This is a genomic window from Fusibacter fontis, assembly GCF_055378735.1.
On sequence record NZ_AP042445.1, the window covers coordinates 2,963,586 to 2,981,178 of the forward strand.

15 protein-coding genes are annotated in these 17,593 nt (G+C 31.8%); all 15 read left to right on the forward strand.

What is annotated here, in order from left to right:
• Positions 1 to 177 precede the first annotated feature (177 nt).
• A complete protein-coding gene (locus ACZ41W_RS13315) occupies positions 178 to 2,133 on the forward strand; it encodes a hypothetical protein (RefSeq protein ID WP_464312473.1) in 1,956 nt (651 codons plus the stop codon).
• Between the two features lie 292 nt (positions 2,134 to 2,425).
• The gene (locus ACZ41W_RS13320) at positions 2,426 to 3,544 is read left to right on the forward strand and encodes a tyrosine-type recombinase/integrase (RefSeq protein WP_464312474.1); all 1,119 of its coding nucleotides are present in this window, start codon (positions 2,426 to 2,428) and stop codon (positions 3,542 to 3,544) included.
• A gap of 71 nt (positions 3,545 to 3,615) precedes the next feature.
• On the forward strand, positions 3,616 to 4,512 hold the full coding sequence (locus ACZ41W_RS13325) for an SH3 domain-containing protein (protein ID WP_464312475.1): 897 nt from the start codon (positions 3,616 to 3,618) through the stop codon (positions 4,510 to 4,512).
• A gap of 178 nt (positions 4,513 to 4,690) precedes the next feature.
• Positions 4,691 to 5,260, forward strand: a complete 570-nt coding sequence (locus ACZ41W_RS13330; RefSeq protein ID WP_464312476.1) for an HNH endonuclease — start codon at positions 4,691 to 4,693, stop codon at positions 5,258 to 5,260.
• Between the two features lie 362 nt (positions 5,261 to 5,622).
• Positions 5,623 to 6,828 (forward strand): protein kinase domain-containing protein, encoded by a 1,206-nt coding sequence (locus tag ACZ41W_RS13335; protein WP_464312477.1) that lies wholly within the window; start codon positions 5,623 to 5,625, stop codon positions 6,826 to 6,828.
• Positions 6,829 to 6,959: 131 nt separating this feature from the next.
• Positions 6,960 to 7,793, forward strand: coding sequence for an ion channel (locus ACZ41W_RS13340; RefSeq protein ID WP_464312478.1), 834 nt, complete (start codon positions 6,960 to 6,962; stop codon positions 7,791 to 7,793).
• Between the two features lie 271 nt (positions 7,794 to 8,064).
• Positions 8,065 to 8,496: a hypothetical protein gene (locus tag ACZ41W_RS13345; protein ID WP_464312479.1), complete on the forward strand. Its 432-nt coding sequence runs from the start codon at positions 8,065 to 8,067 to the stop codon at positions 8,494 to 8,496.
• 147 nt (positions 8,497 to 8,643) lie between these two features.
• Positions 8,644 to 9,261 (forward strand): methyltransferase domain-containing protein, encoded by a 618-nt coding sequence (locus ACZ41W_RS13350; protein WP_464312480.1) that lies wholly within the window; start codon positions 8,644 to 8,646, stop codon positions 9,259 to 9,261.
• A gap of 289 nt (positions 9,262 to 9,550) precedes the next feature.
• Positions 9,551 to 10,192: a zinc dependent phospholipase C family protein gene (locus ACZ41W_RS13355; RefSeq protein WP_464312481.1), complete on the forward strand. Its 642-nt coding sequence runs from the start codon at positions 9,551 to 9,553 to the stop codon at positions 10,190 to 10,192.
• Positions 10,193 to 10,314: 122 nt separating this feature from the next.
• On the forward strand, positions 10,315 to 11,568 hold the full coding sequence (locus ACZ41W_RS13360) for a hypothetical protein (protein ID WP_464312482.1): 1,254 nt from the start codon (positions 10,315 to 10,317) through the stop codon (positions 11,566 to 11,568).
• A gap of 167 nt (positions 11,569 to 11,735) precedes the next feature.
• A complete protein-coding gene (locus ACZ41W_RS13365; RefSeq protein ID WP_464312483.1) occupies positions 11,736 to 12,263 on the forward strand; it encodes a hypothetical protein in 528 nt (175 codons plus the stop codon).
• A 69-nt stretch (positions 12,264 to 12,332) separates the two neighbouring features.
• Entirely contained in the window at positions 12,333 to 12,956 is a 624-nt protein-coding gene (locus ACZ41W_RS13370) for a hypothetical protein (protein ID WP_464312484.1), read from the forward strand.
• Positions 12,957 to 13,059: 103 nt separating this feature from the next.
• A complete protein-coding gene (locus tag ACZ41W_RS13375; protein ID WP_464312485.1) occupies positions 13,060 to 15,462 on the forward strand; it encodes an HD domain-containing protein in 2,403 nt (800 codons plus the stop codon).
• A 185-nt stretch (positions 15,463 to 15,647) separates the two neighbouring features.
• Complete coding sequence (locus tag ACZ41W_RS13380; RefSeq protein ID WP_464312486.1) at positions 15,648 to 16,283, forward strand: hypothetical protein; 636 nt, start codon at positions 15,648 to 15,650, stop codon at positions 16,281 to 16,283.
• A gap of 219 nt (positions 16,284 to 16,502) precedes the next feature.
• The gene (locus ACZ41W_RS13385; RefSeq protein WP_464312487.1) at positions 16,503 to 17,534 is read left to right on the forward strand and encodes an AbiH family protein; all 1,032 of its coding nucleotides are present in this window, start codon (positions 16,503 to 16,505) and stop codon (positions 17,532 to 17,534) included.
• Positions 17,535 to 17,593 lie beyond the last annotated feature (59 nt).

Genomic DNA, 17,593 nt, shown 5'->3' on the forward strand with positions numbered 1-17,593 from the left:
ATACAATGACAAAATAATATTGACATTGATAATGCGAAGGTGCACTATTAATTTGTTATAATGTAGCAAAGGATAGCGGTATAGTGAGTAAAGACGTAAAATAATTTAGGTGATTAACCGACCAAATAGCATACATAAAAATTGGAATCTTAAAGCGCTGAAGAATGGAGGGAGAAAATGAGCAAACGGAGTAGAATATTGAAAAAACGATGTATTCGTCTTTTATTAACAACTGCTTTTGTTGTACTCATAATAGCTGTGTCGTTACAGTCTTTTGCAGGAACAGTACACTATTTAGAAGAGGCAAAAGCATTGAATAAACTAGGATTACTTTCAGGAAACGGGAGCTATTTCGATTTGGAAAGTCAACCTAGTCGAGAAGAAGCTGCTGCGATGTTTGTAAAATTGATTGGAAAAGGCAATGTAGCGATAGTAGAGAATAACACGCACCCATTTACGGATGTCTCTACATGGGCTTCGCCATATGTCGGATATATGTATCATATGGAAATGACTAATGGTATCGGCAACCAAAAGTTTGGCTCGAAAAGTAAAATAGATGCAAAAGCATTTTCAGTACTTTTATTAAAAGCACTCGACTACAGCGAGCAAGAAGGTGATTTTACCTATGCAAGTGCATTGGAAAGTCTAGTAAAATACAACATCGTTTCAAATGAATATGCACAGGGTTTGAAGAAACGTACGTTTCTAAGGGATGATATGGTTCATTTGTCATTTAGTGCGTTGAAAGCCAATCTTAAAGGTCAATCAAAGCGCTTAGTGGATCAATTGGTTGAAAATAAGAGTGTGCTCAAAGATGCAACGCCTTTACTCTATGGAACTGTTAATTTCACTGACAATCATGTGCTACCTGATGTCGAAAGTAGTGATCAAGCACTAGCTGCCGAAGTGTGTGGTGGTTTAAAAAATTATATCACGTTAAATTTTATTCAAAAACAATACACTGAAACGTCAATAAGTGGGCAATTGGAGTTATTGTTGCCAAAACAATTTGTAGATGAAGTATTTAAGTCAAATGACACTGTCGAATTTGAGGTGAATACCGCGTATTTGTCGTTAACGGCTGACTCAGAAAAGGTTCTTTCGGAAGGAAAAGTGAATCGGTATATCCTTGAAAATTCAGGCGCACTTACGATGAAAGATGAAAATAGTTTGAGTGTTCTGATGGAGGAAAAAGCGAATTACTATCAGTTTAAATTGAATTTCTCATCTGAGTATACTGGAAAGTCAAGTGACGCCAATAGCTTGAGAGTAAATGCTTGCATCGATTACAAAGGGAGTTATGCGGGAACTGTCTATTTAGATAATATCATCGTGAACAAGCAAACGGGAGAAACGCTTATTAAGCAAACGTTTGATGGCAGATATGGATTGAGAGGAAATCAGAATGTAATTGTCGATATCAATAACAACGCAGAGAGAAATCCGTATTCGCATGGTCTTTTGCAATATAAGAACCGCGTAGGAGTGGCATTGTCTCAACCTATTAATGCTGTATGTACGCAAGTGGTTATGGATGGGACAAGCTCAAATCAGTCAAATTACTCTGGATTGACAATTACTTATAAGAACACAGTATCCCTCCCTTCTGCTATGGGTGTAGAGTTTACCACCATTTTACCTAAAAAAATGTTTGCGACATTTAAAGTGGGTTCTGTATTGTGTATGAGTTTAGATGTTTTGTTTGATGATGAAGAGGTTGAAAGCAAAGCCAATTGTATTGTACAGTCTGAAAATGGGCGTCCTGTTATTTATCAAGACGGTGGTTTGAAATATACTTTAAGTTCAAGTAAAACTGCACCTATTGTCCTTCAAGAAAAATCGGATTGTTATGTGATCACTGTGAAAGGGAGCTTAAATAAATCAGTCAATTACGCAGATAAAATTTGGCTAAAAGGTAAGTTTTCTTCTCAAAATATCGCGTATACTGGTGAACTATATTATACTGATATAAAATTAACGTCTGGTTCAAAAATACTCTTTGACTATGATCCTGGTAGCAATAATCGCATCAATGATCTGTATTCACCAACAACTAATGGCATCGTGTACTCCGGTACAAAACCAATCTATGGATATTCTGGGGTTAGTTTTGTGCATTTGAATTTGTAGTTTTGCAGTTAGAGAGCGAGTTCTTATGTGCTCTATCAAACTTGTATCTGAATGAATCCTGATTTAGGCACTGTAGTGGAAACTACTGTGTCTTTTTTTGAAAACATTAGTGGGTGCAGAATTTAAAAAAATATTATCATTTCTAAATATTATAGTAATGGTGATGCTTAAAATATGTTAAAATATAAATGTGTCTGAATAATAAAAATTGTGTGAAAGTTTAAATTTGTATCAATTTCCAAATAATGGAAATTGTGGTATACTGACTCAAATAGCATTTGAGGAGGTTCGTATGCAAATTACACGTTTAGAGGATCAATTAATCGTTAAATTCAGGTATGATGCAGTGACTGTAAGTGAGCTTAAGAGAGTGGGTGGAGGATATTGGAATCCTGAACACCAGGTTTGGGTATTTCCGCTCAATAAGTTAGATGCCTTACTCGCCGTTCAAAAGAATCTTTTGGGAAATGGTGACACGGCAGAAACGACTCGCTATCAAAATGTGAAAGCGCTCGAGTATACGCCGAAGCAGAAACTGCCTAAAAATATTCCGTATTATCGACCTGAACTGGAAAAATCAGTGGAGCACCATGTACAATTGATGACCGAACGATTGACTCGAAAGGGATATAGTCCGAAAACAATTGAAAGTTATACGGCGCATTTAAGACGATTTTTATATCATATGAAGCTCAAATGGGACGACGCTTCGGTTAACACGTATCTTCTATATTTACTTGAAGATAAGGCGTGTAGCCATAATTATGTAAATTTGGCGGTGAATGCCATCAAACATCATTTGGTTATACAGGGGATGTATCATGAAAATGAGATCATTCAGATTCTAAGACCCAAAACAGAGCGAAAACTTCCAAAAGTACTTGGGAAAAATGAGATTCAGGCGCTCTTTCAAATGACAAAGAATTTAAAACATAAAACGGAATTGATGATGGGATATTCGTGTGGCATGCGAGTGGGTGAGGTCGCGCACTTGAAACTCATTGACATTGATTTTGATCGACAGGTGATCTACGTAAGGCAGGGAAAGGGACGAAAAGACCGAATCGTGCCATTGTCTCCAGTCCTTAGCGTACAGCTCAATCACTATGTTGCCTATTACAATCCGGCGGAATATGTCTTTGAAAATCAGGATAGAAATGGCCCCGTATCAGAACGCACGCTTCAGCAAGTATTTCAAAATGGCTGTGTGAAAGCGAATATTAATAAGAAGTTGTCATTTCATAGTTTGAGGCACTCATTTGCAACGCATTTGTTGGAGTCCGGCGTAGATCTACGCTATATTCAAGAACTGCTTGGACATGCCAACTCAAAAACGACAGAGATTTATACTCATGTTTCAAACAAATCGCTGATGAATATAACCAATCCTTTAGATTCATTGAATTTATAATGATGGAGTTGCAATGGACGGGATCTCATCGTGATTTGAAATAAAAAATATTAAGGGGATTTTTTCATTACATGAGAGAGTACATAGTGACGAAAGAACGAGAAGCAGAAACTAAATGTCCGATTCAACTTACGAAGGGGGAACGGGTTAAATGCGGAGAAATCTCCGATGATAATGGGGACTGGGCAGGTTGGATTTACTGCACTGGGGATGATAAAGAAGGCTGGGTGCCGAGAAATATCATTGAAATCGATGCTGCTGAGGGATTTGATGAAGGCATCATTTTAGAAGACTATGATGCGACGGAGTTTGATTTGATCATCGGCGATCGAATCGCTGCTGAGAAAACACTCAACGGATGGGTTTACGGTTATAAAAATGGAGATTCAACTGTAAAGGCATGGGCGCCGCTGAATCATTTGAATGACGTGACGAATAAATTAAAAGATTTGAAAAAAGGCAATCAATTCATTCAGAGACCAGGATTGCTTACGGCGATTGCTATACTTAACATTGTGTCTTCTTTAAATGTATTTTACCAACAAGTACAAGCGTATAAAAATCAAGGATTTCAGGTTGTTACTTCTGACCCTAGACAGGTAATTTTATTTGCGATTGCAAATGTAATCTTGATATCTGCATTTGCTTCAAGTATTGCCATTTTGTCTAAAAAGCTATGGGGCTGGATTCTTATTGTATTTAATTACACCTTTAGCATCTCGAGATTAGTGGTAGCGAGTGGATATGTATTGTTTAATTTTAATGAAATACCTAGCCAGATGCTAGGAATTACAATATTTGGTTTAGTCATCAAGTTGGTTGTTCAAGGATTGATTCTATTTTATTTATTCGGCAATAGAGTCATGGAATACTTTGATCTCGATTCTGACAAGAAGAAATATATTTTGATACGTGCTCTAGCATGTGCAATCATCACACTTCTTTTAATTGAAGTTTTGTCACTTTGAAATACTGTCAACGCAGGGTAAAAGTACATTCTGTGATGTTGTGTATTGAGCTTGTGGAGTTTGATTTTAGAGGTTAACAAGCTCAATATTTACTGCCGTAATCGACCGGATTAATATTCATTCGTGCTACACTGCGTGAATTGGATAGTTATATGACAGTAAAAAACAAGGAGAAGATATGAAAGCTGAATTTAAAATGCCTAAAACAGTGACAATAAAAGGAAGAACATCAAGCGTTACAAATTCTTTTATTAACGGAATAATCCCCTGTTCAACTCCTTCAAATCAAGAAGTAAAAAGAGCACTGGAAATATTAGATTTAGACAAAGATCCATTGAAGTGTGCATATTGTGGTGACAATGCAACTGAATGGGATCATCTTCGCCCTTTAGTAAGTGATAAAAGACCTACGGGTTACATAAGTGAAATTAAAAACTTAGTTCCGGCATGTGGTAAATGCAATCAGTCCAAAGGAAATAAAAATTGGAAAGAATGGATGATTAGTTCTGCTGAACTATCGCCTAAAACAAGAGGAATAATAGATTTAGAGAACAAAATTGAAAGATTATCAAATTATGAAATTTGGGGGAATGAATCTCCTAAAGTAACTAAATTAAATTTTGAAAAAATTGTTGGCAAAGATAAGTGGGATAAACATTGGAGTAATTGTGATAAACTACATCAACTTATGAATGAATGTCAGGAATATTCCAATCAAATAAAAAAAGAAATTGAAAAAAGAAGATAAATTACCGTCATATAACACACAGTCCTCGCAACTGGCGCTGCGAGGACTGTAAGAACGTTATCTGAAACCTCGAAGTTTTTTAAGTGGAAGAAGAATATGGTTTTTAAAAAAGTGATTATATGAGTGTAGATTGTTCCGAAATTTGGAAAAGATTGAAAAGACAAATAAAATCATAAGACAATAAAGTTCAAAATCAAAAGATAATTAAGTTCAAGATCAAAAGATAATTTAAGAAGTTAAAAAGATTATTAAGAGCAAACTCGCTACGCTCGGATGAGGCATCAGATAACACACAGTCCTCGCAACTAAGGCTGCGAGGACTGTAAGAACGTTAGGTGACATTTTTGATGGAGGAATAAATAATGGGAAGAAATTCAAGCAAAAAAAGAAAAGGAACTTCAACTCAAAAAAATACAATAATAACAAAGGCTAATGAAACTATTTCTAATCAAAATCAGAAATTTACTTTTGAAGAGAGTTATTTTAACCGAATTGTTAACGGGAACACAATTACAATAAAAGAAGACAGAATATTTATTAATGAAAAGGATGTAACTGCCCATGGGTATAAAATTGAATACATTATTTCGAATGGTGCAAATGCTGTTGTAATTAAAGCAACAGAAAATTTAACTTTACGCGATGTAGCAATTAAATATTGGCTTCCTAATTACTCAAAAAACAAATCAAATAAAACAAGGTCGACAGAAGAAATAATTAAAATGAGCAAATTGAATAATCCTAATGTAATATCGATGTATCATTTTAATTCTATCGATTCAACTGTGTATTGTATTATGGAGTTTGTAAAAGGTCAAACCCTTGCTGAATACCTTAAGACAGGATCATTCTATGGCTCAAGAAAACTAGACATAGCTTTGAAAATTATCTCAGGATTACAGTATGCGCATGAAAATAATATTTATCATGGTGATTTACATCTTGATAATATAATGATTACTTCTGATGATCACATTAAACTACTAGATTTTGGGACAAGCATTTTTAGTGGAGAGTATTCTAAAAGAAGAGATAGTATGCTGATTTCTGAATCATTAATCAAATTAATAGGTTCAGAGCATATTGATGTACTAAATTGGTTTAGAAAAATGCCAGGGGATTTTTCGCCCGAATGTGTCACAATGGCAATGAAAGCTTACGCTAAAATATCTACATTATTAGGCTTTGGATTGGTTGATACAGTATTTATTGATATTGCTGTAATTGCAGTAACAGTACCATTCTTTAATCTACATAATTTAGAAATTAAATTACAGAATCAAATAAGCAAATCTGGTGGAGATGATAAAAGCCATTTAATTAAGATATTTCGTCAAACACTTGTTGATGAGTTGTTATCACGAGTTTATTCTGACAATAACTTTGACAAGAAATATAAAGAAAGTGACCTTCCAATGCTTTATGAGAAGTGGCATCAGGCGTTCATCACGGAATATAAGAGTAATTATGATATTTATTATACAGGACATGACAAAGAGACATTTAATTCTGAGTTATATTCAACATCTGTTTTAAAAACGTCACCTAACAGAGCACTACCAATATAAACTTTGTCACGCCCCTTGCAGTACTTGTGGCAAGGCTCGCGCCAACCCGCCAAGGCGGGACGTATACACTGGTAGCGCTCACAACGTTAGATGAAATCCCCAAAAAATTAAAGAAGAAAACGGAGAAAATAATGAAGAGAATACGTGATATCTTGAAAGAATTATTCAATTATGGAATTGATGTAATAATAGTATTTTCATTTTTGAATTTTTTTGAAGAACAATTTTTTTTCCCAGTTATAATTATAATTTATTGTCTTGTCAGATTTTATTTTATAAAACATGTAGCTGTTTCTATTTTTTTAAATTTAATTTTCATATACTCACTAATTTCAATAAGTTTGACTCAAAGAGTTGGAACAGAAGAACAAATAATATTATTATCAGTGATTTATGTTGCAGCAATAGCAATAGTGTCATCACAAGTTTTTGTCATTATACTCAGGTCTTTTTCAACAAATTTAGTTAAACCACCTAATTCGAATAAACCAATTATACAAATATTGCTTAAGACTACCTTTATTTTTGATTCGTTTTATTATGTTATTTCAGTTATTTTAGCATTTGTATATCCGATATTATTAACACTGACAATTGTTTTATCATTTTCAGGATTATATGCAAATATTAATACTTACTATAATATAGAAAAAAATGACTCGGGACTCATTTATAGTTTAGATCAAAGTAAACTAGATTCAATCAAACTTGACTCCAATTTAGTAACATTTAAGGATATGAGTGAAATTATTAAAAAAGACTATTTTTATTTTAGTTCAATTACTTATTTCACAATTGGCTATGGAGATATTACTCCAATAGGTCATTATCTTAAGACCTTAATATCAATCGAAATGATGGTTGCGCATATTCTTAATATTAGCTTTTTTGCATTATTTGGAACAATATTTTATGATTTTATTAAAAGAAAAAAGATTGTTAATTTTGAAGTAATAAGAAACTAGTTAAACAAATAAAATATCTTGGGACTTCATCTAACACCGTATCCCCATCACTTCGCGACGGGGACACGAGGAACGTTAATGTGAAATTCCGCTTCGCTTCATTTCACATTAACGTCGGGCGCCTACGGCATTGTAAAGCAATGTGGCGAAGCGCCACATCACTTAACAACGCCTTGCCTACAATCCCACTTGCGCGCTAAAGCGCACCGTGGAATCGTCGGCAAGCCGCCCGACGTTAGGTGAAATATTTTAAGTGCTAAGGAGATCAACTATGAGCATTTTTAAAAAAATATTTAAGAATGATAAAAGTAACATGGAAAAAGATCAGAATAACAGCGAAAAGAATCAACATAATTTGATAGCTAATAATGATTTTCAGAAATTATTTGATGAACATTATTCTTTTCAAGAGACAATAAAAAACAATTATATGAAACGTGAGAATCCAGAGAACCTTGATAAAACGATTGAAGCGTGTAAAGAGCAGATTAAGATTGCACCTGAAGTAAGGCGAGCATTTTTAGAGGTTTATAAAAACGCACCACTTCCACGACATATTGGGTATGAACAATTAGCCATTATTGAAGAAAAACAAAATAACTATGAAGAAGTTATTAGGCTTTCAAAAATGGCACTCAATGAAAATTGGGCAGGAGATTGGCATAATCGTATTGAGAGATGTGAAAAGAAATTGAAAAAATAATTTTCCTTCATATAACACACCATTTTAGCCACAGAGGCGGCTAAAACGGTTAGAACGTTATACGAAATACGGAAAAGAATTAAAAACATAATAGAATAAAGTGATTATACAAATTAATATAAAATACCATTAAAAAAGGAAAGATATATGTCAGATCATGATAATAAATATCAAGAAAACACAAAGAAAAATAATCCCAATGAGTTTGCGCAAAGATTCTTGAATTATTTAAGTGATAATTCGACAATTATTGATTTAGGTGCGGGTGCTGGAGTTGATAGTAAATATTTTGCGGATAATGGTCATTCAGTTTTTGCTATTGATAGGGAAGTAAATGTATTGAAAACATCTTTGGATGAAAAACGAGACACATATTCTAATAAAATAAATGTAATCAAGGGTGATTTCTATAATATTACATTACCAGATTGCAATGCTATGTATGCAAACTACAGTTTACCATTTTGTTCAACAGTTTTATTCGATAAAAACTGGAAATCAATAGATACTCAACTTAAAGTTGGCGTACTAATTGCTGTGGTACTTTTTGGTGAGAAAGATGATTGGAGTATAAATAGAGAGAGATTTACATTCCATTCAATCGAGGATGCCATTAAATTATTGGATAATTACGAAATACTTTTTTTAGAAAATAGTGAGTATGATGGACAAAGTATGAGACCTAACGGAGATATAATTGATAAGCATTGGAATGTAATTGAAATAATTGCGAAGAAAATAAAAGATAAAGCGTACTCCGTATAACATACCATTTGAGCCACTAAGGCGGCTCAAATGGCAAGAACGTTAATGTGAAATTCCGCTTCGCTTCATTTCACATTAACGTCGGGCGCCTACGGCATTGTAAAGCAATGTGGCGAAGCGCCACATCACTTAACAACGCCTTGCCAACAATCCCACTTGCGCGCTAAAGCGCACCGTAGAATCGTCGGCAAGCCGCCCGACGTTAATCGAAATCAATTTTTGTAACATATATAAGGATGAAAATTTAAACGTTCAATCGAGTTTCAATATAAAACAACTGGAGGAAAAAATGGCTTCTAGAATTATGCATCTTTGTATTGCCAAGTTAGTAGAAGAGAAAATCAACTTTAGAGATAAAGAGTCATTTTACCTTGGTTGTTTAGCACCTGACCTAGTTTGGTATGGACAAGGAGAATATGAAAAATCGCATTTTGGACAGACGAAGGATAATTTGAAAGGAATTGATTACGTCAAGTATATTGATAAATATTTAAGCAAAGAAAAAATGAGTGATTTTAAATATGGCTACTTTGTACATTTACTCACAGATGCAATTTGGCTGAAAAGTATACAACAAGTTTATATTCGAGCAAACCTAGAAAAAAAGTCTGAATTATACCAACTTGGTTATAAAGATATGTTTAAATATAATCCAATTTTGATAAAACATTATGATTTAAAACCAATTAGAATCAAGAAATTGGATGAGAGTATTGATGAGGTTGACTTGGGTGCATTTGAGAAATTGATTGAAGATGTGAAAAAAGACTTTTTGGTAGATTACATTGATGAAGAATTTGATGTATATCCTATGGCGGCAGTATTAAATTTCATAAGCGTAGTGGTTAATAAATCTTATGAGGCAATTTTAAGTATTAGAAAAGAACAAACGGTAGAGAAATCTATAAAATACTATGTACCAATTGATTAAGGTTTTGATGAAATATGTACTATAATAAAAAATGTAAATGACATCGCTTAACACACCGGTCCAGCCACTGAGGCGGCTGGACCGGCAGAAACGTTAACTGAAATAAATTTATGGAGGTTCAAATGGAATTTTGTTTTCCTAACGTAAGTAATGAAGGTGAATATGATTATTTAAGTCAAACTATAAATCTATTCAATATAGAACAAAAGCATATAGCTTACCTGTCTAAAAGAGAAAAATCAATAGAAGATTTTAGATACTTAAGAACTATATATCATGAAATAACCCATTACTTAGATAATATATCTACGCTGAGTGGTTTGGAATTATTATTAAACTCACAAGAAGCATTAACCGCTCTAGAATTAATGTCTGAAAGTGAGATGTATAAAATTGTAAATTTTAGTAATTCAGTAAAAAAAACATTTCATAATGATTATTACAAAATTATTTTCAAAAAAGTTCAAAATTCAAATATCAAAGAGTGGTCTTTTTCTTCTTCAGTTGGCTTAAGGTACAATAGAAATGGTAAGGCAGATCCTAATCTGCCTATTATTTTCACAAGATTTTTATATGACGGTCAGTATGTTGCTAGAATTCCATTATCACTCGAAGTTATTTGGGAATGTAATGCATTAGCAACGGAGATACTTCTTTTCTTTGAATTATTAAAGCATGAGAAAGAAGATACTGCGTTAGTTGAACTAAGTCAATTCCAATCAAGAATGATAACGTATTTATATAATTCTGAGAATCTAGAATACTCCGCCGCAGTTCATTTTATTTCAAAGTATATTTGCAGAGGTGATATATTATCTCCATATTCTGTAATGAATATAATTTCTGGAATTTGTTCAAATTTACCGGCAAAATACTATAATCAACTTAAAGTTCCAAATCAATTATCATATATTGATGGCGGAAGATTAAAAAACTTAAAGCGCAATAAAGATGTTGGTTTGTTGTTCATGTGTCTAATTTTTAACTTTTATGAAAGTATGGGAGAAAATTATGAAATATCACATATGATGAATCATGAATTTCTTGGAGAACATATTTTGAAATTTTCTAATTTGCCAAGCAAAAATATAATTCAAAAAGAAGTAATAGATCAATATGATAAACTAGTGAGTCAATATAATAAATTGAGTACAAGTAGAAAAGATATAGTCTTACATCTTGAAAAAGGAAGATCTGTATTAGAACGTAGAGGAATTTTTAATGATGGTATTTGTGAAATTATAAGTAGAGAGTCGTTTATAAATTATCCAATAGTTACATTAGACGATTTTGAATCAGAATTGAGTGTAAAAAGTCTTAAGATTAAAGATGAAGAAAAGCGTATCAATGAATTTATTAATGCTTGTGCGTATTAATTTTACTTCAGTTAACACGCCGGTTACCTAAATCATTCTGATGTCACAGCCCTTGCGAGGCAAGATCAGTGCCACTTTTGCCCTAAGGGTCAAAAGGATTGACTTCGGTAACCGCGGGAACGTTATACGAAACCTTAGATGTACACCAAATAATTGAGAGGTTTTAAATGAAAGATAAAATAGAGAGAGAAGTAGTTTCTCCAAGCGAAAAATATAAATATGTAATATGTGAGAGAGACGATATTTCATTCATAACAATTTACGAACTATTTGAGGATTTAGACATTAATGAGAATATTTCATATGGGACTTATTGGTCCCGTAAAAATGATAGAGTTATCATTGTGGATAGGGACATGAGTGCAGATTTTGTCGCAATTAATGAACTACGTAATTATATTGGAGAACCAAATAAAAATATAGAAATAGACTGGATAAGAGACTATTCATTTTCTAAAGAAGTTTGTTTTGTTGATCCAAATAAAGTTAAAGTTTTTTATGAACAAAATAATCATCAAACTGGTCAGATGGAATACAATCCAATTGATGCAAAAACAATTATAAAAATCACAGACATATATTTAGTTGAAGAAAATGGAGACGAAGATGAGTGGCAGATGGGATTATTACGAGATGGGGAAATTATTTGTTGGGATTCTTATGGTGATATAAAAAACGCAATAAAGTCACTTTAATAAAAAAAATAAATGCTTAAGGCTCACTATAACATGCCGTTATAAGAAACCTAATTAGGAGAAAATTAAATGTATAATAGAATTGATTTACCATTAATGAATATACTTGAAGGTTATATAAGAAACTTCAGAAGCTTAAACCTTTTTCAAAATCAAAATAAATCAATGTTTACAAAAAGAGAGATTGATTATTTTTTAAGACTTGGAGAGTATTTAGGCTTTTTTTCATACATTGAAGATACAAAACCAAATTTAGATTATGGAAGATCAAGACCAATGGATTTAGCCTGGTGGAAATGGGATGAACGTATAAGTAAAACACATTTTATTAAGTTAGCTTTGCATTTAGAAAGAGAAAGTCTTCATGGTAAGGATTTTGAAACAATCGACAAACTATTTTGTACTACTGAAGAAAATTTTATTCCAGATAATGTAATTGGTATTCTTAATGTTGTGAATTATGAAAAGATAAATGAATTACAAAAAGAAGTTGAAAAAAGAAATGAAAGACAAAAGTCAAATGTTCTGATGATTTATCGTTATTTTGACAATCAATTTGAATTTGATCGAATAGAAGCATATTACATGAGTAGAGATTTAGAAACAATTGAAGTGAGACGTGGAATTTCAAAAGTTGATGAAACCGGTTATTGGACAATGTGCTATGAAGAAGAGTTTGAAAGGGAAAATTGAAAAAGGATTCGTATAACACCGTATCCTCATCACTTCGCGACGGGGACACGAAGAACGTTAGGTGAAATTGAATGATACATATTGTAACAATTGGGGAGGAAAAATGATAAAAAAAGCAAATAAGTATTTAAAAGATACAGAAATATATCAAATACTTGAAGAAAAATGTAAAATGACTGAAGATTATGAAGTACTTACCTTAGTTAATGACGTATATGAATATAGTATCAATAAATTGAAAGCTGTAATAAAGAACTTGCCAGAATTTACATTACATGATGAAGTCCACATTTTCAACATGCTTACAATTGTTGGAAAGTTGATTTCTAAAGATCAACTTTCCAGTTTATCTATACCTGATTTAATGATGTGTATATTATCTATATCGCTACATGATATTGGTATGGCTCCAGATGAACTAACAATAAAAGCATGGAAATGCATATTGACAGAAGCTGATTTAAATGATGAATTATTGAATGAACAGAAAGAGTTTTTAAGATTTAGAAAAACACAGATTAATCTAACAAATGAAATTGAAGTTCTAAATAATAATAATGAAAATTCAAAGGCTCAAATATTAGAAGATTTTATTATTAGTAGTTATATCCGGACAACACATTCTATAAGAGCAAAAAAAATAATATCATCGGACTGGAAGGATAAAATTAAATATAGAGAAACTGACTTAACTCCATACTTAGCACAAATATGCCATAGCCACGATCAAGATTATCAAATTATATTAAATATGGAAACATTTTGCTTGTGTGATGACGATGTATATTTGTGTATACCATTTGTAGCTGTGTTATTAAGATTAATTGATATTATTGATTTTGATCCTAAAAGAACTCCTAAAATATTATTTTCACATCTAACAGTTTCTAACCCGGTTTCATTAAGAGAATGGAATAAGCACTTAAGTATAAATGCTTGGACTATTAGTGAAAAAAAATTAATTTACTCTGCGCAATGTTCACATCCAGCAATAGAATCAGCAATTAATCAATTTTGCGATCTCATTGATTCTGAATTAAGAAATTCAACTTTGATTATTTCAAATTTGAATGGGGACGATTTTGATCTAAATGTGGATATATACAAAATTAAGCTACCTGCAAGAGTAACAAGAAATAAAATACAAGCAAAAATAGATGTTATCACTGGAAAACCTTTATATAGATACAATAATACTAAATTCGCTCTGAGTAAAAATCAAGTTATAGATTTGTTAATGGGCACAAAATTGTACGGAAAATCAGAAGTTGCTTTAAGAGAACTTATTCAAAATTCAATTGACGCGTGCTTGTTGCGAAGTAAGTTGCATGAAACGTGGGAAGAATCTTATACCCCAGAGATTATTGTTAAGCTTGAAAAGGTTGATGGAATTGACTACTTAGAAGTATCGGATAATGGAATCGGGATGAATCAATATATCATTGACAATTACTACTCAAATATTGGTTCGTCATATTATAAATCTAATGATTTTTATGAATTAATAGGTAATTTAAAAACATCATTTACACCAATTTCAAGATTTGGAATAGGTATTTTAGCATGTTTTATGATTTCTGACCACTTAGAGGTAAATACACGAAGAGTTGTTGATCAATATGGATGTGATGAAGCATTACAGTTAAATATTGAAGGATACGATAGTTTATTTGTCATTACTGATAGTCAAAAAAAAGCACCAGGTACAATTACAAAGTTAAAGTTAAGAAAACAAAATCCTTGGGAAAGAATTAATGAAGAAAAATTTATAGAAAGTGTAAAAAGAATTGTACCCAATCCACCTTTTGACATTGTTATAAAAACGCAAAAGTGTGAAGAGAAACATACACTTCAAAATTCTAATTTTTTGGATTTAAGTCCAATTAAAGATTATTCATGGGATAGAATGGACAATGTCTCTGTCTTTAGTTTAGATATTGATAATCACCATTTAGGGTTTAGAGGTATTTGTGATGTTGCTATAATTACATCAAAAAATAAAGTAATTGATAGAATTAATATAACATCAAAAGTTGTTGAAGTAGATGGTGAAGAGTATACTTTATCAACGGATGTTAATTATGGTTCAAACTGCATAGTAAAAATTTCTGATACTTTAAGTGTCAATGAAGATGATGAAGTTCAAGTAGATTCGAGTCATAATAGAAGTTTTAATTCCAAATCATTTATATCAATTCATGGAATAGAAGTCCCTTGCGACTTATTTTCAAATTATACAAATTTTGGTGAAAAAGCATTGATAAATTTTCCCTTACCAATTGCTTTTAAGCTCGATATTAGTGGTGAAAGAGATTTAAACTTGAATTCATCTAGAACAAAGGTTATATACGATGAAAAATGGCTGGAATTTGAGAATAATTTCTACAAAAGTATTATTGAAAGGCTTTATGATAAATTAGATAAGAAAAAATGGACAACTTTAAAACCTATTATGATGAAAAATACTAAATCACAAATAATTAATGATATTCTTAAAAGTTATTAAGTTCAACTTCACCTAACACGTCAGTTACCGGAAATTCATCTGATGTCATAGCCATTGCGAGGCAAGGACTACGCCATTTTTCCCCTAAGGGTGAAAAGGATGAACTTCGGTAACAGCGGGAACGTCTGCTAAAATTTGTGTGAGTGTATATGCGAATTTGATCATTAACAAATTATGGAGGATGAATGAAATTACGATCTATAAAGAAAAAAACAAGAGGATTGAGAAGGAAGGTAAAAAGGATAGATAAGTGGAAAGCTGAGAATATTTTATTAGATTTAGAGTCTTTAAGAATTTATGGAAAATCATATGTAAAATTATGGATACCACCATTTTATAATCTATACAATATAAATAAAAACGAAATCGGCCATAAAAATCCACCTAGTTGGTATAATAAGATAATTTTGAGAGCAATGATAGATGTGTATGAGAGTTGGGAGCAATCATTAAAAGATTTAGGTGAGCCATACTATTTGAAGATATGGTTGTATGAACCTGAATTTATTAAATCACAAATAGTGGCAGCTATAGGAGATAATATTGATTATTATGAAAATATTTTTGAAAGAGAAGAAAAAAGCAGAAAATTTTCGATAGACAAATATAGGTTAAATGACAAAGATATAACAAAATTTCGATGTAGCTGCTATAAAGATCAATATGTTCAATTTCAAAGCGAATTTGAAGATGACGAAATATATTTAGCTTTCTTAAAAAAGAAAGCATATAGAATTCAAGAAGAAATCATTTTAGGACAAAAGGAGATATGTTACTACATAAAAGAAGGAAACATCTGGGTAGGAGATATTGTAAAATAGATTTATTCGAGAGTCCTTTATAGTTGAAAAATAAACTTCAGATAACAAACAGTCCTCGCAACTTACGCTGCGAGGACTGTAAGTTATGCGAAATTCTGGTACTCCGAATAGGTGAAATATTAAGCGTTTAAAAGCAGATAATATAAAGTAGATAATATAAAGTATTTTAAACAGGAATAAAAAAGTAAAATACAGAATATAATTTATAGAGGAGCTGTAATGACTAGATTAAACGTTATTGGAAATGGATTCGATTTATATCATGGAATGCCCAGTAGTTACTATTATTTCGGTTGTTTCTTAATAAGCCAGGATCCTGAGTTTTACTCAGTGATAGGAGATATGTACAAAATAAAAACTAAAAAAACAGTAGGGCCATCTATTGCTCATAATTATATATACGGAGTTGAAAAACTATTTTGGAGTGATTTTGAGAGTCATTTGGGTGAAGTAGATGAGAATTATATCATCGGCACAAATGATTACGATCTTGGATTAGAGAATGATGATCCTATAGACATTGATATGTATCATTATAGAAATGCGGATAGCATTAAAGAGTATTTTGCTAAATGGATAAATGAAACCTTAGATATTTCTGAAAATTATCAGTTAATAAAGAATAAATTAAGTAAAAGTCTCAAAGGATTTAGCTTTAACAGTTCAGATAGTTTCATAACTTTCAACTATACCCACACATTGCAGGAAGTTTATGGTATTAGTGAAGAAAAAATTTATTATATGCATGGAGAATGCAGTAATGATTTGGGTGAAGAGTTAATTGTAGGGCATGGCAATAATGATCGAATAAATGAATTGAAAGAGAATATTAATTTTCTTAAAAGTAAATACAGTTATACACAGCAAGAACTAAATGAAATTAATGAATATGAGTGTTTAGTAAGGTATTTAGAGAACATAAGAAAAGATGTTTATTATTGTATGGAATCTGCGTCTTTCTTTTATGATCGTAAATCTCAGAAAGTAGATGTTATTCGTGTAATAGGATTATCATTAGGAGAAGTAGATATCCCTTATTTGCAGGACTTACGAAAAAAATATAAGTTTGCAACGTGGGAATTTTCTTATTACTCTAAATCTGATTCTGATAGGATACAGCATGTAGCAGAAAATATTTTAATGCTATCTCCTATTGAGTATAGCAAGTTTTTATTGTCTAGTACGGCATCAAAAAGTATTAATGATGAAATCGTTAAATTAAGAGGCATTATAGAACATCCTTCTTTATAGAAATTGTTTAACAAGTTTTAAGTAATATGTAATTCGAACTTCGCATAACTTCGAACTCA